This window comes from Bacillus sp. T2.9-1, assembly GCF_950097965.1.
Lineage (GTDB): Bacteria > Bacillota > Bacilli > Bacillales > Cytobacillaceae > Niallia > Niallia hominis.
Genome location: NZ_CATNHG010000121.1, coordinates 1 through 19,530, shown reverse-complemented (window position 1 = coordinate 19,530; position 19,530 = coordinate 1). Strand labels below are relative to the sequence as shown.

General features: G+C 35.6%; 22 protein-coding genes and 3 pseudogenes. 8 read left to right on the top strand and 17 right to left on the bottom strand.

Annotation, left to right across the window (positions count from 1 at the left end; translation table 11 throughout):
• Nucleotides 1–430 precede the first annotated feature (430 nt).
• Complete coding sequence (locus QQZ16_RS18550) at nucleotides 431–871, top strand: Hsp20/alpha crystallin family protein (RefSeq protein WP_031538339.1); 441 nt, start codon at nucleotides 431–433, stop codon at nucleotides 869–871.
• Nucleotides 872–1,027: 156 nt separating this feature from the next.
• Here QQZ16_RS18550 and QQZ16_RS18545 read toward each other — a convergent pair whose 3' ends face one another.
• The gene (locus QQZ16_RS18545) at nucleotides 1,028–2,761 is read right to left on the bottom strand and encodes an IS1182 family transposase (protein WP_236691830.1); all 1,734 of its coding nucleotides are present in this window, start codon (nucleotides 2,759–2,761) and stop codon (nucleotides 1,028–1,030) included.
• Between the two features lie 319 nt (nucleotides 2,762–3,080).
• A pseudogene (locus tag QQZ16_RS18540) lies at nucleotides 3,081–3,299 on the bottom strand (IS66 family transposase); the annotation flags it as partial.
• Nucleotides 3,300–3,321: 22 nt separating this feature from the next.
• Between QQZ16_RS18540 and QQZ16_RS18535 the strand changes: the two are divergent.
• Nucleotides 3,322–3,456: pseudogene (locus QQZ16_RS18535) on the top strand (transposase domain-containing protein); the annotation flags it as partial.
• Here QQZ16_RS18535 and QQZ16_RS18530 read toward each other — a convergent pair.
• Nucleotides 3,413–3,745 (bottom strand): DnaB-like helicase N-terminal domain-containing protein, encoded by a 333-nt coding sequence (locus tag QQZ16_RS18530; RefSeq protein ID WP_031538341.1) that lies wholly within the window; start codon nucleotides 3,743–3,745, stop codon nucleotides 3,413–3,415. The pseudogene QQZ16_RS18535 and the gene QQZ16_RS18530 overlap by 44 nt on opposite strands.
• Before the next feature lie 738 nt (nucleotides 3,746–4,483).
• On the opposite strand from QQZ16_RS18530, the gene QQZ16_RS18525 reads away from it, so the two are divergent.
• The 4 genes and pseudogenes from QQZ16_RS18525 to QQZ16_RS18510 all read left to right on the top strand — a co-directional run bounded on the left by QQZ16_RS18525 (nucleotide 4,484) and on the right by QQZ16_RS18510 (nucleotide 6,476).
• Entirely contained in the window at nucleotides 4,484–4,693 is a 210-nt protein-coding gene (locus QQZ16_RS18525) for a YuzF family protein (protein WP_031538343.1), read from the top strand.
• A 24-nt stretch (nucleotides 4,694–4,717) separates the two neighbouring features.
• Complete coding sequence (locus tag QQZ16_RS18520; protein WP_031538344.1) at nucleotides 4,718–5,608, top strand: manganese catalase family protein; 891 nt, start codon at nucleotides 4,718–4,720, stop codon at nucleotides 5,606–5,608.
• An 18-nt stretch (nucleotides 5,609–5,626) separates the two neighbouring features.
• Nucleotides 5,627–5,884, top strand: a pseudogene (locus QQZ16_RS18515) (cell wall hydrolase); the annotation flags it as partial.
• A 55-nt stretch (nucleotides 5,885–5,939) separates the two neighbouring features.
• Nucleotides 5,940–6,476, top strand: a complete 537-nt coding sequence (locus QQZ16_RS18510; protein WP_031538345.1) for a DUF3888 domain-containing protein — start codon at nucleotides 5,940–5,942, stop codon at nucleotides 6,474–6,476.
• Between the two features lie 253 nt (nucleotides 6,477–6,729).
• On the opposite strand, the gene QQZ16_RS23185 is transcribed toward QQZ16_RS18510, so the two are convergent.
• The 10 genes from QQZ16_RS23185 to QQZ16_RS18465 form a co-directional block, all read right to left on the bottom strand.
• Nucleotides 6,730–6,984, bottom strand: coding sequence for a YetF domain-containing protein (locus QQZ16_RS23185; RefSeq protein WP_328823064.1), 255 nt, complete (start codon nucleotides 6,982–6,984; stop codon nucleotides 6,730–6,732).
• Nucleotides 6,985–7,097: 113 nt separating this feature from the next.
• On the bottom strand, nucleotides 7,098–7,535 hold the full coding sequence (locus QQZ16_RS18505; RefSeq protein ID WP_160549868.1) for a hypothetical protein: 438 nt from the start codon (nucleotides 7,533–7,535) through the stop codon (nucleotides 7,098–7,100).
• Between the two features lie 294 nt (nucleotides 7,536–7,829).
• On the bottom strand, nucleotides 7,830–8,417 hold the full coding sequence (locus QQZ16_RS18500) for a YitT family protein (protein WP_116354726.1): 588 nt from the start codon (nucleotides 8,415–8,417) through the stop codon (nucleotides 7,830–7,832).
• 614 nt (nucleotides 8,418–9,031) lie between these two features.
• Nucleotides 9,032–9,892, bottom strand: a complete 861-nt coding sequence (locus QQZ16_RS18495; RefSeq protein WP_235252726.1) for a DUF421 domain-containing protein — start codon at nucleotides 9,890–9,892, stop codon at nucleotides 9,032–9,034.
• Between the two features lie 16 nt (nucleotides 9,893–9,908).
• Nucleotides 9,909–10,115 (bottom strand): DUF1657 domain-containing protein, encoded by a 207-nt coding sequence (locus QQZ16_RS18490; protein ID WP_235252725.1) that lies wholly within the window; start codon nucleotides 10,113–10,115, stop codon nucleotides 9,909–9,911.
• Between the two features lie 11 nt (nucleotides 10,116–10,126).
• Entirely contained in the window at nucleotides 10,127–10,477 is a 351-nt protein-coding gene (gene spoVAE / locus QQZ16_RS18485; RefSeq protein WP_235252724.1) for a stage V sporulation protein AE, read from the bottom strand.
• Between the two features lie 2 nt (nucleotides 10,478–10,479).
• Entirely contained in the window at nucleotides 10,480–11,493 is a 1,014-nt protein-coding gene (gene spoVAD, locus QQZ16_RS18480; protein WP_284561640.1) for a stage V sporulation protein AD, read from the bottom strand.
• Nucleotides 11,493–11,972: a stage V sporulation protein AC gene (gene spoVAC / locus QQZ16_RS18475; RefSeq protein ID WP_017695333.1), complete on the bottom strand. Its 480-nt coding sequence runs from the start codon at nucleotides 11,970–11,972 to the stop codon at nucleotides 11,493–11,495. Before spoVAC ends, spoVAD begins: the two co-directional genes overlap by 1 nt.
• 17 nt (nucleotides 11,973–11,989) lie before the next feature.
• Nucleotides 11,990–12,445, bottom strand: coding sequence for a YhcN/YlaJ family sporulation lipoprotein (locus QQZ16_RS18470; protein ID WP_031538351.1), 456 nt, complete (start codon nucleotides 12,443–12,445; stop codon nucleotides 11,990–11,992).
• Between the two features lie 74 nt (nucleotides 12,446–12,519).
• A complete protein-coding gene (locus QQZ16_RS18465) occupies nucleotides 12,520–12,726 on the bottom strand; it encodes a DUF1657 domain-containing protein (protein WP_017695330.1) in 207 nt (68 codons plus the stop codon).
• 287 nt (nucleotides 12,727–13,013) lie between these two features.
• Here QQZ16_RS18465 and QQZ16_RS18460 point away from each other — a divergent pair, with 287 nt between their 5' ends.
• Nucleotides 13,014–13,187 (top strand): hypothetical protein, encoded by a 174-nt coding sequence (locus QQZ16_RS18460; protein WP_162837599.1) that lies wholly within the window; start codon nucleotides 13,014–13,016, stop codon nucleotides 13,185–13,187.
• Between the two features lie 141 nt (nucleotides 13,188–13,328).
• Entirely contained in the window at nucleotides 13,329–16,325 is a 2,997-nt protein-coding gene (locus QQZ16_RS18455) for a Tn3 family transposase (protein ID WP_031538352.1), read from the top strand.
• A gap of 178 nt (nucleotides 16,326–16,503) precedes the next feature.
• Here the strand turns inward: QQZ16_RS18455 and QQZ16_RS18450 are convergent, their stop codons facing one another.
• The 4 genes from QQZ16_RS18450 to QQZ16_RS18435 all read right to left on the bottom strand — a co-directional run bounded on the left by QQZ16_RS18450 (nucleotide 16,504) and on the right by QQZ16_RS18435 (nucleotide 19,398).
• A complete protein-coding gene (locus tag QQZ16_RS18450; RefSeq protein ID WP_082138466.1) occupies nucleotides 16,504–16,947 on the bottom strand; it encodes a DUF421 domain-containing protein in 444 nt (147 codons plus the stop codon).
• 47 nt (nucleotides 16,948–16,994) lie between these two features.
• Nucleotides 16,995–18,575 (bottom strand): recombinase family protein, encoded by a 1,581-nt coding sequence (locus QQZ16_RS18445; protein WP_031540295.1) that lies wholly within the window; start codon nucleotides 18,573–18,575, stop codon nucleotides 16,995–16,997.
• Nucleotides 18,576–18,825: 250 nt separating this feature from the next.
• Nucleotides 18,826–18,972, bottom strand: coding sequence for a hypothetical protein (locus tag QQZ16_RS18440; RefSeq protein ID WP_155986800.1), 147 nt, complete (start codon nucleotides 18,970–18,972; stop codon nucleotides 18,826–18,828).
• Between the two features lie 114 nt (nucleotides 18,973–19,086).
• The gene (locus QQZ16_RS18435; RefSeq protein ID WP_031540297.1) at nucleotides 19,087–19,398 is read right to left on the bottom strand and encodes a hypothetical protein; all 312 of its coding nucleotides are present in this window, start codon (nucleotides 19,396–19,398) and stop codon (nucleotides 19,087–19,089) included.
• Between the last annotated feature and the right edge of the window lie 132 nt (nucleotides 19,399–19,530).

Sequence of the window (19,530 nt, the reverse complement as noted above, 5' to 3'; positions counted from 1 at the left end):
TTTACTTGGAGAATACCATTTTAATTCGGAGAAAATGGTCTCGTTAGATTCTTTAAGACCATTGAAACTTTCTTAACGTTGTTAAAACTGGGGGAATCGTCTTGAAAATGGGCTTAGCGTTGTAAATTCGCATTTTCCTGACGCTACCCCCAAATGAGGATTTATATAAAGAAGTAACGTTCGCTGCATTGTCTTCAATAACAGCTAAAGGAGGCTTTCTCGAGTTAGAATCCCATCTTGGGTCTAAAGAAAGGTCACAGCTTTTTGGATATGAGGTTAAAACTAATGACACTGAGGAGAGCTAATTAGGCTCTCCTTTTTCTGTAATAGGATGCTTTTCTAAAACTGACTCAGCTTATCCCTTAAATGAATAATTACATAGTAAATGGGAAAAATATATTTGTTAAAAATAACTAAGGAGATGATACAAATGGCATTAATACCTTATGATCCATTTAGACAATTAACTAACATTAGGAGAGATTTTGACAGATTATTCAATGATTTCCCTTTTCATTTAGACAATGAAATGAATCAATTGGGGAATATAAGAGTGGATGTTCATGAAACAGATAAAGAGGTAGTAGCAACTTGTGACATTCCAGGCTTACAGAGTAAAGAAGATGTAAACATTGATATTGAAAATAATGTATTGAGAATTAGTGGCTCAATTAACAGAACTAATGAGATTAAAGAAGAGAATATGCATAGGAGAGAAAGATACACAGGTAGCTTTCACAGAGCTATTACACTACCAACTCCTGTTTCTGAGGAAGGTATAAAGGCTTCTTATAAGGATGGTGTACTAGAAGTTATCATGCCTAAACAAACTCAAACAAATAAAAAGAGAATTGATGTGGATTTCCATTAAAAATGAGCAGTTTGCTACCTGTTATGAAAGAGTTTGGCAGGGATTACTTACAGGAAATTGCTGAGGAACAACCTGACCTAGTTGATTTGCTAATTTTAAGCTGCCATTTACCTCAGGCAAAGAAAAAAATTATTTTAAATGAGCTGACTAATAATATTAAAAATTCCTACCAGGGGCTGTCCGAAAAGTCCCTAAAATAAGGCAAGAGGAGAAAAAGGCTCGTTTTTCTCCTCTTGCTTTTCTATTCTGTTGTTTTATTTTTGAAAGTAGCTGGCGGATGCCCGCTACTTTCAATAGGTTGTGGGCCAATGCCACAATCCCAAACTCGGCATGAACCTTATCGAGCCCCCGCAACGAAAACCTGCGGAACGACCGATTGCCCTTAATATGACCAAACGCACTTTCTACTTCGATTTTCCGTCGAGCGTAGATTGCGGTCTTCTCTTCACATTCAAGGGCTGTTTTCGCTTTGGTTTTCATTTCTTCAAAAATCGTATTCCAGTGAATTTGCCGATTTCCCTTGGCTTTTGTGCACTGGGCCTTCAAGGGACAATCTGTACAGTCTTCGCATTCATAGATTTTGAAACTTTGTTCATAACCGTAGCGATTTTTTTTGGTTTGATATTTTTTAAAGAGAACCTTCCTTCCATTTGGGCAAATAAAATAATCGTCTTGTTCCATATAAGTCCAGTTTTTAGCGTTTTTGATATCATTTTTGAATTTACGTGTTTGTTCATGGAGGTAGGAACCATAAGGAATAAGAAAATCAAAACGTAGCTCTTTTTCTTCTCCTACCGCATAAACATAATTTTCTTCGCTTCCGTAACCTGCATCGGCAATGACGGTTTTAGGCATCGGTAATGATGTAGAGGCGAGCTTTTCCATATGTGGAATAAAACAACGTGTGTCAGTTGGGCGTTGATGAATCGAGTAGAATAGGATAAATTGATTTTCTGTCCCCATTTGAACATTGTATCCTGGTTTTAGCTGACCGTTTTTCATAGGATCTTCTTTCATTCGCATAAAGGTGCCATCTTTGTCCGTTTTTGAATAACTGTTTCGTTCGCCAAAGATTTCGTTCTGTTCCTTATATTTGGCAAGTCGCTCGATGAAATCCTGTCGGATTAACTTCACTGACTTCTTTAATGTACTACGTTCTTTTCGCTTTTCTTTACGGATGTGTGTACAAGATTCTATTTCGATTTCCTCTGTTAACGTTTCTACTTTCTCCTCGAGTTTCTCCGCTACACTTTCTAGAGTAGGTATCGTGTGGTCTTCGTTGAGAAGAACTTCTCCTTGGATCATACCAGCTTCCAATTGGGTTAGTTCCTGAATATGTTGAAGGGTTTCTTGAATTTTTTCTTTTAATTTAGCTTCAAATTTCTCGGTTGATTTCTTCCATACAAAAGTATACTTATTGGCATTGGCCTCGATTTTGGTCCCATCCAAAAAGTAGTTTTCCATTGTGATGTAGTTTTCTTCTATTAGTTTTAGAATCATCACTTCAAATAGCTCGTCTATCAAAACATTCAACCGTACTCCTCTAAACTCATTAATGGTACGGAAATCAGGTTGTTGCATCGCAGCTAGCCACATCGCTGGGATGTTTTCTGTAATCAGCTTTTCGATCCCACGGCAAGAATAAATTTTTTGAGAATAGCCAAATAGAATGATTTTAAGCATCATTTTAGGATGATAAGAGCTTCGTCCTCCACCTTTATAATGGGAGAATAGAATTTTGTCCGAAACAGCCTCTACCATTTCATCTATCACACGGGCCACATGATGAGCTGGAATGAAGGATTCTAAATCAAAAATTGCTTGGATTTGACGGTTGTTGTAAGGTTTGAACGTTGGGGATAATTGCCTTTTATTGTTTTTTTTCTCCATCTCATTCCCTTCTAGAACTGGAAGTAATGTCATTTGCGTGTTATAATTTTCAGTAGTAATCATTTGATTGCACAAAAAAATCATCCTTTCTTTTAATGTTGTGTGGTAACTTCATTTTACTAAAAAGGATGTTTTTTTTGTGCATTTTTTTAGAAAAAAGATAAAAAAAGGGGTCCGAAAAATTAGCTTTTACTCACTTTTCGGACAACCCCTTTTCTTTTGTAAGCCCAAACTATAAAAAATAAGCATACCTTAACCGTACGCATCATAAATCACCGTATATCATGATTTTTTTAATCAGATATACGGTGATTTCATTTTATCTGCCACATTCTGCTTGAATCATTTTTGACCAAGGCATATATTGATTTAAAATTTCCGAATGTGGATAGATATCAAGATTCGGAAAATCTGTCAGTAACTTCAAGAGATAACGATAGAAATCCACTCCGTTTGCTTTTGCCATTTCTGCGATACTTAAACAGATGGCGTTGGCTTTTGCACCAACTTCACTGACGGAAAAGAGCCAGTTTTTTCTTTTATGTGTTTAAGTACATAAAAGGAAAAACTGGATTTTTGCAAACACTCCGAAAGGAGCGAAGGCTAGTGCTGTGACTTATAGTATTGTAGAAACAGCCAAAGAAAATGGGCTTAATCCTTATCAATACTTGATGTACATTTTCGAGAAGCTTCCCAATGAGATGCGAGTAATGAGAACGCCATTGATCGGATTTTTAAAGCCTGATTTTCTACTTCTGTCAAAAATGTCTCGTCATATTCAAATTCCTGTACCTCCGATAAATATCTTATATTTTTTGCTGCTTCAATTCCTCGCCTACGCAAGGATTTCGATTTTACCAAATCACAATAATAAATGGTATTCGCTGTAGTTGGTACTGAGCCAGCTAATTGAGTAAGATAGGTTACGCCGCCCACATCCTCCAGTATCCCTTTTTGATTTAGTTGTTCGGAAACAGTGACCACATCAATATCTTTATAGCCACCCTTTATACTCTTTAATTCTGGTTTTAATTCTTCCTCTGGAATAAGTAATGATAAGGTTTTGAATAGTTTGTCATCACCTTTGTTGCTTAACTCTGCTGCTAATTTATTTACATACCAATTAGGTGCTCCTGTCGCAATTAATCATATCGGCACATGTTTCAACAGATTTTTCAAAGCGATAAATAAATACAACTTCAATATATCTTTGTCCATCTTTCGAGTGCGGCTTAATGACTTCTAATTTTTGAAATAGGCCCGAGATTTACTGGTGTTCCATATAATTATAAATTGTTATACACAACTTCCAGTAGCTTGATAATATTGTCTTGACGTTGAAACAGTTCGTCCTGACGTTGAAATAGTTTGTCAAGAGTTTTCGTTATACTTTGAATGGCATTACCTGTGCCATAAAGTTTATTCTTGAACTCTACAAGCCCTTGCTTTATCTTTTCAATTTTATTGTCAATTACATCGGCGTATGCGAGCCATAGTATAAATTCGTACATAAAAGGATTAGATTAGTCATTCCTAGGTCCAGTTTAAAAAATTAGGTATTGCTAGGCCTAGTTTCGTATTGCAAAAAATGTGCTATTGCCGTTTATTATTTTCAGGATAGTATTTAACAACAAGAGTCAAATTGAACAGTTGTTTTTCAGTCTTTTTTCATATCGAGAAACATATACTCAGTAAGAATGACTTTAGAATAGGAGGATCTAAATGACAAACAACAACCTGTTAAGCTTTTATGATCCATATGTTTATCAGACATTAACAACCATTGTTGGTAAAATTGTTACTGTTCAAACCATAAGAGGTAGCGTTCGTGGCTCCTTGAAAAATGTATTGCCAGATCACATTGTTGTCGAATCTAACGGAACTCCCTTTTTTATTCGTACCCAGCAAATTATTTGGGTTTTTCCTGGTTAACAAAAAGGAAGTGGAGGGGAAATAATGTTTAAAAGAATAAATAAATTGGCAATTGAACTTCCTATACCCGCACACGGCGATATGAATGCTGCAGCAGCAGTACAAGAACTCTTGGGTGGCAAGTTTGGGGAGATGTCTACCTTAAATAACTATATGTTTCAGTCTTTTAACTTCAGAAATAAAAAAAAGCTAAAACCATTCTATGAGTTAGTGGCAAGCATTACAGCAGAAGAATTTGGTCATGTAGAACTTGTTTCTAATACGATTAATTTGTTATCGGTAGGTAATACTTTTCCAGGGAATCCGGATATCACTCCACTTCAAAATGGGAAGGATGCGAGAAACACCCACCATTTTATTTCTACAGCTCAAACGGCTATACCAGGTGATTCAATGGGAAGACCTTGGACTGGTGATAATGTTTTTAATAGTGGAAATCTGGTTTTAGATTTAACACATAACTTTTTTCTAGAGATTGGTGCACGTACACATAAAATGAGAGTTTATGAGATGACTGATAACCCAGTTGCTAGAACCATGATTGGGTATTTACTTGTTCGTGGAGGAACACATATCCTCGCCTATGCGAAAGCAATCGAAATTGCTACAGGGGTAGACTTGACGAAAATGCTTCCAGTTCCAAATCTTGATAACTCAAAATTTGATTATGCCAGACCGTTCATAGAAAAAGGCTTAAGCAATGTGCTATTCACATGGAGCGAAACAGAATACAGGGATATCGGAATGATTTGGAAAGGAACAAATCCGGAAAATGGGCAACCACTTGAAGTGAAAATTGGTACTCCTGAAGGCGGACCAATTCCAAACTTAGAGGAGTTACCTGAAGAATTTGCTCCTGGTATTACTAGGGACGATTATGAATTAATCAAAAAACGTCTAATGGAAAATTTATAATAGATTTTTTGTAGGAAAGTTTTTCAACGACCTGGAGGATTTGAAGCAACTATAAGAGGATATTTTTACCAAGAAGCTAGAGAAACAGAAATTAGGTTAGCAAGGAGACTAATTAAAGGAGAACGATTTCATCCAGCGACATACTCATTATGGTTCTTTAAACCAGAAGGTAGTTGCCCTGCACAATGGTATAATCAATGGAATGCTGGGCGCTATAAATCACACTGTTTTTACTCTCCTACAGAATCATCCTGCCCCGATGTTTATCGAACATAATAGGTTAATATATAATCTTTAAATAAATTTACACTTACAAATGAACAAGTTATGTATGGGGGTACCCCTTAATAAAAAAGAAATCCTTAATGCCACAAAAACATTTTATGGAAAACCAAAGCTTTTCTATCATGATGGAGGAATTATTGATATTACCCAAAATATACGGGATGATTATTATGATGTAACGGTCCAAATTACTACGTTTGAAGGAGCACATAATCCACCATATGGATTTGATACAATCACTTTAAGGATTCAAAGTTTCGAAGTGATAAACTATGAACACAAAGATGTATCGAATATCGGAAAGATACCATTGAATACACTAAAAACATCAACCTACTTAACTACACAGCACTTGATTAATGGGGAAAGCAATTTTGGCTTGGAGGTATTGATATTTCCAAGCCCATTTCTTATTTATCAATCTGGCACTCAACTTCTGTTCCATCTAGAAAAGTTACAATCACTTTTTCCTCTTTATACACCGTCATCTTTTCTACTAGTTTTAAGAATAAATTCATATAGAAAAGCAGGGCCTGACCCCCAGTGCGCTAACGCTTTAGTACGATGGGGGTCAGGCCCTTAATTCCCAAAACTATTTTACTTTCTGTATTTCTTTTTCTGTGATGTAATCGTCTACAGGATTGGTAGCTTCATATAGGGGTAGCGTCAGGAAAATGCGGATTTACAACGTTAAGGATATCAAAATATAAAAAGTCTAATTTCTCGGTGTTATAAGTGAAAAATTAGGCTTTAGTTACTTCATTAAAGCGCCTGATTGTTGAAGACTAAAGTTTATATTCATCAAGAAAATTGATGTGCTCTTATCCTAACAAATTTTATTTAGGACTTACATGTATGCCTTCACTCTCTCGCCAATCTGCATAGAGTATACGCTTTACATTATTATATCCATTAGTAGTTAATTGGTTATCTAACCACTGTTGATCAAATCCGAGTTCATGTAAATTATCCCATAAAATTTCCCCATCTATTTTTAACGATGTTGGGACGTCTACTGGACTTTCTGGAAGATTGAGATCTTGCTTGTCTGGTTTTTGATACTTGGAATTTAATAATAGTGTTGTGTAAATAACTATTTATAAAGAGTAAAAAATGAACAAACGCCAACACCTTGAACATAGGGTTTGGCGTTTTCTCTATACGAATTACAAATAGGCCATTGACCCCTCTCTATTTGGGATGGCTAGACTTCCATTTTATAGTCTAATAAAATTTTCCTTAAATCCTGTCTCGGTATTTCCAAATTAATTGTCACCCGTATAAGTTCGTCCTCTTTATCACTTTCCCGATCCGACAATTCGATTTCGCGATCAGATTGAGTGGACAACTCCACACCTTCCCTCACATCGGAATTAACGTCTTCTTTACCACTTATTGATTCTCCATACAACATTTCCCACTGTTCATATAAGTTTTTTGCTGTGTGATATTCATCAAGATCAGCTTCTGTATCTATCTGTAATTTTTCTTTCAACCCACGACATGACTCTTCCCATTCCTCTAAGGTCTTCAAATCAAATAATTTTGAAAACCTTGGTTTCATTCTTTCCCAATGCAAATAAATGTTATCACACCATTTCAGCAACTCTTCACGATATTGTATTTCTTCTACTTCTTCCACTCCTCTTCATCTCCCGACCATAATTTTCATCCATAATATTCAAAAAACAATCGACATGTTTAAAAGTACAAATAGGTAAATTTCGTTAATGCTTCTGGTTATGAAAAGGTAAGTGGCCTCCGGTAATTGATAATAGACTTATCAAAAGTAAATTATTCAAAATGACACAAACCTTTTATTAAAACATCCTTGTTAGTGATTTTTACCTATTTGATAATAACAATTTCATCATATGCTCCGCGATTGTCCAATGACTAGACAGTTGCCTAATTGTTATTAATTGGAATTACTTGGTCAATAATCATTGCTTTTAAAATTCCAAGTGCAAAGGCTTGTAGTTATTCCACCAGATGAAATAGTTATAGCCGAAAGAAAGAAAGTTTCTGTTGAAACGAATAAACCCCCAAGACAAATAACAAAAACATCCATAATGAGAATGATGATCCCAACATTAATTTTAATGAATTCAGAAAAGTACTGGGCTAATAAATCTGTTCCACCTGTGCTTGTCTCGAAGCGAAGCATAAGACCAATGCCAAAACCAATGAATACACCACCTGTAAATGAACTAAGAATTGGTGAAAATTTTATAGGAACTTGATTAACGTTATGAAAAAGGTCAATAAAAAATGATGATAAAAGCATACCGTGCAAACTATTAAAAAAATATGAACGATACTTAAACCAAGCTAGAGCAAAAATGGGGATGCTCAATACCATTATCGTGAACCCGGCGTTTGTATTTAATAAATAACTAATAATTAAACCTAGGCCAATAATTCCGCCATCTAAAACTTTGTTTGGTATTAAAAAAGTATTTATTCCCAACGCTATTGACATGCTGCCTACAAGAATAGCAACTGCTTTCATAAAATATGGCATTTATTAAGAACTCTCCTGTCTAAATGGACGTGTTCTATGTATATGCCAAAAACGTTAGCATTATAGACAACTTTTACTTCACTGAATATAACTTCTGAAGTGCAAGTAGACGCAACATAAGCGCAAAAAAACGATAACTAATAACCCTAGCCCTTGTAGGTCAAGTAACCCTGTTTAAAGGAAAATGTCTATTAATGATACAAAAAAACTACCCGAGGTGAGGCAGTTTTTGCAGATAGACATTAAATTTATTCAATTATAATATATGATATAGGTGCATTCCCAGTTTACTCCCTTTATTTTACACTAGGCGATAACATAAATACGATTTTGATACTTCTGCTCTTTCCCTACTAACGAATAGGTATCACGACTTCCTTCTAGAGTATTTACATCATTTGTAGCAGAATATTTAGTTGAAAAAATTTCCTAGCGTTTTTAAATTTAACGGCTGAAGAAAAACTTTCTATATATACATATACCCGAATCAATTTTAAAAAAATATTTTTCCAAAGATTTTATTTTCAAGATTCGACTTAATGATATTATATAAAAAAATGGTACTACTTTTTTGTTATGTGTCTTAAGATCATCCAAGATAGCGAAATAAACCATTATCCTTTTAAAATAGGCATCACTTTATCAATAGCTTCTTGTAGTTTTTCACTATTTTTACTATACATTTGCTTAGCTTCTTTTGATTCGGTTCCAAGAGCAAACAGCTCTAAGTCTGCTTGGCACTTTTTCATGGTCGAAAGAATTAAAGGTCTTTCTTGAGGAGATGCGACTTGTAATTGATCGTCAAACAGGTCAACTGTTAACTCTCCATAGGAATTAACTTGTCCAAGAAAAACATTTTCTACCGTTACACCAAGTTTTTCTAATTCAGTGTGTAACCAAGCACGGCTTCGTCCAATCGTCGCAAGTGGTTCATCCATTATCACACCATCCATAATAACAGTCTGAGACTCTTTAATTGAAGCAACCGTCAAGTTTAGATCCTTTGCTGTTAATGGTTGGTTCTCTTTTTTTAACATAACGGATAAATCTCCCGTTGCCTCTAATACAGCAAATTCTACATCAGCTACCTGATAAACATCCTTCTTACGAAGTAATTCTAACAATTCATCTGTCGTGTATCTTTCTTTTTTCAAATTATCTTCCATGATTTTTCCATCTTTAATGAATACAGATCCTTTGCCTTCTACAAAATCACGGAACTTTTTACTTTTTAGAGCAATAAGACCCACTATATAGGGGATAGCTGCCATAACTAGAATGGCTAATCCTCCTATAATGATACTATGTCTTACCTCAAGGATAACGATTGCTGCGATTCCTCCTATCGTAATACCTGTTACATATTCGAAGAAGGAAAGTTGAGATAGTTGCTTTTTTCCTAAAAATTTGGTAATAAAAAACAAAACAACCATAAACAAAATGACTCGAGAAATAACATTTAGCCAAAGAGGCATTAGTAGACCCCCTATATTAAAATCCTTTATATTGGAATTCTTCTCGTTCCAATTCTCCAACTCTTTTTTTCAAATCTGTCACAAGTTCGTTCACTACCATCATGGTTTCATGTAAAGTTTTCTTGGATTCGTTTTCTTGTGTTCGTATGGCTAAACTGGATAGACTAGCTTCTACCCCTTTTAGACTGGAAAAACACTGTTTAACATCTGAACCTACTGTCATCCAAATTCTCCTTATCCTTTTGGTTTAAAAATTAAAGCTCCTAACATGCCGAAAACAATGGCAGCTGAAATACCAGAGCTAGTTACTTCAAACATTCCTGTCATCACACCAACTAACCCATGTTTTTCGGCTTCTTGCATCGCACCATGTACAAGAGAATTCCCAAAGCTGGTAATCGGAACAGTAGCCCCTGCCCCAGCAAAATCAATCAAGGGTTCATATAAACCAACCCCATCTAAAATGGCACCCACCACTACAAGGGTACTTAACGTATGTCCCGGTGTAAGTTTGAATACATCAAACATAATTTGCCCAATTACACAAATTAAACCTCCTACTGTAAAAGCCCAAAAATAGGTCATATTTATTGTTCACCTCCATATTCAATCGACACTGCATGGGCAATACAAGGAATGGTTTCATTTTGCTGAAAGGACAATGGTGAGAGTAGAGCACCTGTAGCTACGACTAACATTTTTTTAAATTCTCCTTTTTTCATGCGGTTTAATAAATGACCATAAACGACCGTTGCTGAACAGCCTGCACCACTTGCTCCTGAGAGAACCGGCTGCCCCTCCCGATAAATCATAAGGCCACAATCTTGGTATTGTTCTTCACTAATAGGAGTTCCATGCTTTTTAAATAGATCCATGGACACTTCCTGTCCGATTTGGCCAAGGTCACCGGTTACAATTAAATCGTAATAAGATGGCTCAACATTTCGTTCCTTTAAATGGGCTTCAATGGTATCAACCGCAGCTGGCGCCATAGCTCCTCCCATGTTAAATGGATCTGTCAGACCCATATCAATCACACGGCCTATTGTAGCAGAAGTGACACGAGGTCCATCCCCAGAATCACTTAATAGGGCCGCACCGGCACCAGTAACAGTCCATTGTGCCGTAGGAGGTTTTTGTCCACCATACTCAGTTGGATACCGAAATTGTTTTTCAACAGCTGTATCATGACTAGATGCTCCTGTTAATAAATATTTAGCTCCTTTCGTATTCACAATATAAGCACCTAGAGCCAGTCCTTCCATAGACGTAGAGCAGGCACCGAATAAACCAAAATACGGAGATCCAATTGTTCGACTGGCAAAACTTGTCGGAGTTATCTGGTTGATCAGATCCCCAGCTAGGATAAATTGAACTTGATCTTTTTGGATGCCCCCTTTTTCCATGGCTTTTTGACAGGCTTCTTCAAAAAGGACTTTATGTGCCTTTTCATAGGAATCCTGTCCAAGCCATAAATCAGCATGAAGGAGATCGAAATCTTCTGCGATCGCTCCGTTTGCTTCAAATGGTCCTCCAACTGTTCCAGTAGAAAGTATCACAGGTTTGTGTTCAAAGATCCATGTACGATGACCTGCAAGCATTATAAACCACCCCACTGGATTAAAATGGTCTTGATGAGGGCAATGACAAAAGCAGAAAAAACACCAAATAAAATAACCGCCCCTGCTAATTTAAACATGTTGCCGCCTACGCCCAGTACAAATCCTTCGGAACGATGCTCAATGGCAGGTGATATGACCGCATTGCCAAAACCAGTTACGGGTACAGCTGTTCCAGCCCCTCCAAATTGGGCCATTCGATCATATACACCAAAACCAGTAAGAAGCATCGTAATAAAAATTAACGTACCCACTGTCGGATTTCCGGCCGTTTGCTCAGTAAAATCAAAAAAATAAATGTAAAAGTCAGAAATACACTGACCGATCAGACAGATAAGTCCACCAGTTATAAAGGCCTTTATACAATTTTTAACAACCGGTCTTTTAATCTCTCGTTGTTTTTGCAATTTTTGGTATTCCTGTTGCACAGGAGTGAGTTGTTTCTTTTGATTATTAGACATAACTCGTTCCTTTCTCTTTATGTTTGTTCCTTCATAAGACTTTTCAGTTTATTTAAATCCTTTTTTAAGTTTTTCTCATTCGTATCGTTTTTTTTCAGTCTCTGTTCTATGTTTTCAAGTTCCCAGAACATTTTTTTATCACTCGAAACAAATACTTTATGATCGGGATACATTTTTTTTAAGTCAGATTTAACTGACTTCTCGATATTTTTTAATCGGAAACGGTTGAAATTTCCGACTTTTATCGCTACTAAAAGCTCATTATCTGTATTCACAGCCTTTACATCCGAAATTTCTTCCTTAGTGATAATCTTTTCTTTAGCATGATTGGCAACAGATTGATCAATTGGTTTACTTGTATGTACTTGTGAAATACTCAAATCATTATTATTATCTAACTGATTTTGGTTCCCGTTACACCCTGAACCCATTCCGATAAGGATTAAAATGAAAAATAATATTTTCACTTTCATGAAATCACCTCCATGTTTTACCAGTATAGGGATGCAAAAGGTTGGCCTTTCAACCAACCTTTTCGCCATACTCATTATTGTTGTTTGTATTGAGGTTCTTCTTGTTCGATTTGTTGAACACGTGGTTCAACATTATCAATAACGGATTGGGTTTGTGTAGCAGCATCTTGATAAAGTTTCTTAGCTTGTTGATTATCCGTACTGAGAGCAAATGTTTCAAAGCTAGCTTGAGCGCTTTTTAATCCAGCTAAAGCTGTTTTAACGTCATTTATGACTGTCATGAATAACACCTCCTATGATTTGACAGTAATATGGTGCTAAATAAAATATAAATTTATTCATTTATTTTTAAAATTTAAATATGAAATATTTTAAGGTTTTTGGTAAATCAAGCTTTTTTAAAAAAGTGATTAAAGTTCAGTTGATTTATTCATGGGTTACTGTGAGTTTTAGTCCAAACATAGACATATATGCTTTTTGTTTTGGAAATGGAGTAATAGTTGCAGGTTTGTGTTATTAAATTATTTAACATAAGAAAGTGGAAAATTATCAAAGGAGAATAGGAAGTATGTATAAAGATTATAGTGAAATGGTTTTAGGACCAAAACCACGAGCTAGACAAAAGAATTTTTTTGGAAGTTTAGAGGATAGTTTTAAAAATCCTATTATACATAAGGAAATTCATCGCGATAAAGTTTATGTTCCCTTAGATCTAAGTAGGGTTTGGGACAGGATACATTAAAATAAGCATTTTCATTTGTATAGCAACTTCTAGGCTTAGTGACAGGGTTGCTGCTCTAGACCGCAAAGTAGAGTTTTCACCCTCTATTCAATAGATTACACTCAAAATAGTGATTATTCTAATGTTAGGGGAAGGATATTTATGAAACGAAATTGGAATGAAGATGAGCTGCTAGAACATTTTGTAGTAGTATCAATTGAAAGAAAACTGATTGGTAATAAAACAGGGGCAAGTCGTTTAGGATTTGCAGTATTATTAAAGTACTTTCAACAAGAGGCTAGATTTCCTTCTAAGAAACAAGATATTCCCAAAGTGGTAGTTGAATTTATAGCACAGCAATTGGGGTTATCTTCAGTGCTCTTTGTGGAATATCGTTGGGGCGCAGATGAAAGAAACTTTACTTATTATCGAAAACAAATTCGAGAATTCTTCGGTTTTCGAGAACTTACAGCAAAAGATAACGAACTTTTGACAGAGTGGTTACACGGTCAAGTTCAATTTACTCATGATATCGACTACTTAAAAAATCAGGCATATAGCTTATTTCGTAAGTGGAAAGTCGAACCTCCTTCGATTGGAAGCTTGAATCGGATGATTGATTCTGCCATTGACACTTTTGAAAAGAATTTATATCAATCGACTTATCATCAGCTGTCTCCTAGGACTTGTTCTCGATTAGATGCATTACTGGAATCTCATGCGGATGAGGAATCGGAAGAAGGTTTTGAAGAAGAGTTTCATGAGAAAGTGGAATCTGACATTTTAACTTTTCGGCACCTTTTATCTTCTCCTCGTAAACCAAGTGTAAGCACCATGGAAATGGAAGTTAAAAAACTATTAGCGATCAAGCATCTACACATTCCTCCAGGATTATTTCATCATTTGACTCCGAAATTAGTAAAGAAATATCGACTTCGTGCAGCTACGGAGACCTTAACGGAATTGCGTGCACACCCAGCACCCATTCGTTATACTCTACTTGCCATCTTATTTTCGCATCGTCATGGGGAAGTCATTGATTATTTAGCTGATTTATTGGATGAAATTACGCTTAAGTTCGGAAATAAGGCCAAGAATACAACCCGAAAAGAAGCAGTAAAGGAATTAGAAAGAATCCAAGGGAAAAATAAACATATTGTCAACTTATTAAAAGCGACGGTAGATCATCCAGAAGGCGTTATTCAAGATACTCTATTCCCTATTGTCAGTCCTTCCACGATTCAAGATATTATAAAAGATATGACAAAAAATAATCGGGAATACAAAGAAAAAATCTATACAAAGATGCATGCCTCTTATCGCGGATATTATCGACATGCTTTCTCTAATATTTTAATGAATCTTACCTTTCGGTCCAACAATAAATTTCATCAACCTGTGATTGAAGCCATTCAACTCATTCGAGAATATGGAGAAAGTGGGCAACGTTTTTTCGCTGCTGGAGATGAAGTGCCTATTGAAGGCGTAATTCAGCCCAAATGGAAAGATGTCATTATCGAGATAGACAGCAAAGGCATAGAGAGAGTGAATCGAATCAATTATGAAATTGCAGTGATCCAATCGCTTCGTACTCGTCTTCGTTGTAAAGAAATTTGGATTGAGGGTGCTGATCGATATCGAAACCCAGATGAAGATCTCCCCCAAGATTTTGAAGAGCACAAGGAAGAATATTTTCAAGCACTGAAAGCACCACTTGATGTAGAGCCTTTTATCGAAGATATTATACAGTTGATGAAAGATAAGCTCCAATTACTAAATCAAGGGTTAGAGGTTCAAAGTAACGAACAAGTCGCGATTACTACTAGAAATAACAAGGGGTGGATTCGAGTCACTCCACTTGAAAAGCAAATTGAACCCCCACATGTGATGAGGATTAAACAGGAGATTAAGAATCGTTGGTCTGATATCAACCTATTGGATTTATTAAAAGAAACAGATTTTCATACGGAGTTTACCCAGCATTTTAAGACCACTGCTGATAGCGAGATTTTAGATCGAGAAACCATCCAACGACGGCTTCTTCTCAGTTTATTTGGATTAGGAACGAATACAGGTTTGAAAGCTGTTTCTGCTGGAAACCACCTAGATGGTTATCGGGAGCTTCGGTATATCCGTCAAAAATTTATTCATAAAGATCATTTACGAAAAGCCAATGCAGAGGTTACCAATCATATTATCTACCATCGGCAGAAAGAAGTATGGGGAGAAGCTACTACTGCATGTGCTTCCGATTCAAAACATTTTGGATCTTGGGATCAGAACCTCCTTTCCGAATGGCATCCTCGTTATAAGAGGCAGGGGGTTATGATTTATTGGCATACGGATCGAAAATCGGCATGTATTTATTCTCAGCTTAAGTCCTGTCTCTCTTCCGAAGTGGCCGCGATGATAGAAGGGGTCCTTCGTCACTGCACAGATATGAAAATCGATCGAAATTATGTCGATACACACGGACAAAGTGTGGTTGCTTTTGCTTTTTGTCATCTGCTTGGTTTTAAGCTGATGCCACGTTTCAAAAATATAGGTTCTCAAAAGTTATATCGTCCAGAAGCTGGCATGAATGATGAATATCCTCACCTGCAACCGGTTTTAAGTAGACCAATTAACTGGGATCTTATTGGACAACAGTATGAACAAATCATTAAGTATGCAACTGCTCTACGTTTGGGTACTGCTTCTGCCGAATCCATATTAAAGCGATTTACTAGGGATACAAAACATCCAACATATCTAGCTTTATGTGAATTAGGGAAAGCGATTAAAACGATCTTTTTATGTGATTATTTACACTATGAAGAGATTCGCAGGGAGATCCATGAAGGATTAAATACAGTGGAACAATGGAACTCGGTGAACACCTATATTTTTTATGGAAAAAATAGTGAAATTCGTTCCAATTCTATAGAAGATCATGAGGTGTCTGCCTTATCACTTCAATTGCTGCAAAATTGCTTAGTCTATATGAATACCTTAATGGTACAAGAAGTACTTTATGACAACAACCAATATTGGTTGGAGAAAATGACTCCAGAAGATTTTAGGGGATTAACACCTTTATTTTATCATCATGTCAATCCATACGGAACTTTTGAACTCAATATGAATCAGCGAATACCTATTAAGTTGAAAGTGTCGTAGTTTTGATCATTTTGATCGGTGACAAAAACCAGCTAATATCCCGTCAAGATATTAGCTGGTCTTTTGTAATGAACACTTAGATGCGGAAAGAGCGCAATCCTTACTCCAGAAAAGCGCCCGTTGAAGACTAAAGTTTATATTCACCAAGAAAATTGATATGCTCTTATCCTAACAAATTTTATTTAGGACTTACATGTATGCCTTCACTCTCTCGCCAATCTGCGTAAAGTATACGCTTTACATTATCATATCCATTGGTAGTTAATTGGTTATCTAACCACTGTTGATCAAATCCGAGTTCATGTAAATTATCCCATAAAATTTCCCCATCTATAATTAACGATGTTGGGAGGTCTACTGGACTTTCTGGAAGATTGAGATCTTGCTTGTCTGGTTTTTGATACTTGGATTTTAGTAATAAACTTAATTGCCCATTAGCTTCCAATATACCGTATTTGACTTCGCGAACTGAAAAGACATTATTTTGACGGAGTATACTCAATACTTGATTTACATCCAATTTGTTCTTTGTAAGTAACTTTCTGTCCATAACACCATCTCGAATGATGATGTTAGGATTGCCTAATAAGAGAGAACGTGTCGATTTATTTTTTAGAGTCATAAACTCTATTCCCAACATAAGAAACGTCCACAATCCGATGGCGTTATTTATGATACGGTTCTGCGTCCTTCATTATTTGGTAAAGCATTCTTTAAAGACAAAGCACTGTCTTCTAAAAACCAGAAGACAATGCGCTTTATTTCCTTTCTGTTTGATTCAACTTCAATTTTCTTAATAAGTGATTTTATTAAGATTTTCTTATTTTCATTGCTTGCACCAGTAAATAAAGCGTTGAAGTTTTCTAGGGCCTCTTTTACAATCTTTTCATCAACAGAGTAGGATGAAGTAACTTTACCGTACTTTTCTTCTAAATCGCTGACAATACCCTGTAATCGATCTACTTCATCCTCAATTTTCCCAGATAACCTTCCGTATGCTTTTGCAGTAATTTCTTTATTGCGATATTCTTCGTCAATAGCGTCCAATTCCTTCTCTTTTACTCTCAATTCCTTTTTATAAGCAACTATTTGCTCTTGAAGTTTGTCTGTATCTGTATGTTTTTCTTTATTTATTTTATCGATAATGTCATTTACGATTCCAGATTTAGAGATTAGACCATTAATATAAGATAAAACTTGTTCTTCGATCAGTTCTTTCTTAACTAAATTGGAGCGGCAGACATCTTTACCCTTTGTATGATAGTTTTGACACATGTAATAAAAATGATATCCTGAACCATTTCTTTTCTTTGACTTACTCATAACAGTTCCAGCCCCGCAGGTGGGACAACGTAATATCCCTGAAAGTATAAACTCACTCTTAATATTTTTGGTATTTGTAGAAGCGTCTCTGTTTACCTTATTAACTTCTTGTACCCTATTCCATAAACCTAATTCGATTATTGCCTCATGTACACCTTCGGCACTGATTGGATCTGTCTTCCCACTTCTCCGTTTCTTTTCCCACTCTCTATGAGTTCCCCAATTTAATTGACCAATATAAGTTCTATTTTCCAAAATTGTTTTTACAGCATTTATACTAAAACTGTTATTTTTCTTAGATTTTTTTCCCTCACTATTTAGTACATTTGTAATCGCTTTGTACCCATAGCCGTTTGCCCTTAATTGAAAAATCTGTTTAACTATTTCACATTCTTCCTCATTAATTACTAAACTTTTCTCTACTACATCGTATCCTAAAATGATACCACCGTTCCACATACCTGATTTTGCACGTTTTTCCATGCCACTTGACACACGCTCTATAATTAGTGACCTTTCATACTCAGCAAAAGTACCTAGCATAGAAATAAACATATAACCGTTGGCATTACTACTATCTATATCACAAGTAGATACTAATAGTTTCATATTTCTTGGATGGAGTTCATTATCAATTAAATCTAAAACATCCCTGTTCTTCCTTGAGATCCGGTCCACTTTCCATACTAAAATCGCATCAAAATCACCATTTCTCATATCAGAAAATAACCTTTGAATTTCAGGTCTGTTGAAATTTTTACCTGAATAGCCACCATCAGTGTACACACCTACTATTTTATACCCTTTCCTTTCGGCATATGCCCTTAACTCATCTTCTTGCCCTTCCAATGAAAAACCTGTTCTTTTTTGCTCCTCAGTACTCACCCTTTTGTAAATCACAACTCTTAATTTTTTATTGTTTTCCATATATATCTCTCCCCTCATTCAAATCACTTTTACTTACAAAATTATTCATAGTATCGTTACCATAAGATTTAATAACTTGACATCGTATCTTTTTCATAATTTCAACGGGATTTGTTTTTTTCTATTTTTCTTCATATCCAATCCTCATATAAATTACAGGTTTCTTTTTTGAATTTTTCACTTATGATATCCCCCTTTAAGATTTGGGCAAGCAGCAGCTTGCCCATGTTCACATTGAATTATAGCGTCGTTACTTTACTTCTTTTTTAGATAATGAATAATTTAAAATAAGTTCCGCAAGAACTGATACTAGTTCTCTTTTTTTCAATTCTTCTTCACTAGGAATATGAAACTTTTCCTTATCACTTTTCAATTCTTTTGTTGTTTTCTTGTCCATTATAGATTCCTCCCTTTTTCAGGAAGGGTTATAGTGTGAAGTAAATATTATAGAGACACCCTCCTACTGTTAATATTGAAATTGATTATAGTTGCTTATAGAAACTAATTAACCTTACCCCTCAGAAACCATATCGGGAAAATATTTGTCTATTAATTCGTATTCTGAACGTTTTTCTAGCCAGTTGTATGTTTGAAGTGAATTTAGAAGAATAATAGTTTCTATTCCCCAAGTATTTCTACCATCTGTTTCACTGTAGCAAGTAAGTGGTCCACCCTCTACATGTAAAAAGAACTGTCCTATTTTAGTTACATATAGATCTTCATAGATATGATTAAAGTCACCTCTTGTAAGCCCATTACTATACTCAGCAATTAGTGTCGCTGTTTCTGTATTATAAATTTTTTTATTGATTATTTTTTTCATTAAACCATCTCCTCGTATAGTAAGTTTATAGTCCTCTTTCGAGGTAATTTCCAATTAAAATATTGTTCTTTGATAATTCTATAGATGTTAGTTCAGATAGTGGGGGGCTAGCCCCCCACTATCTGAAAAAGT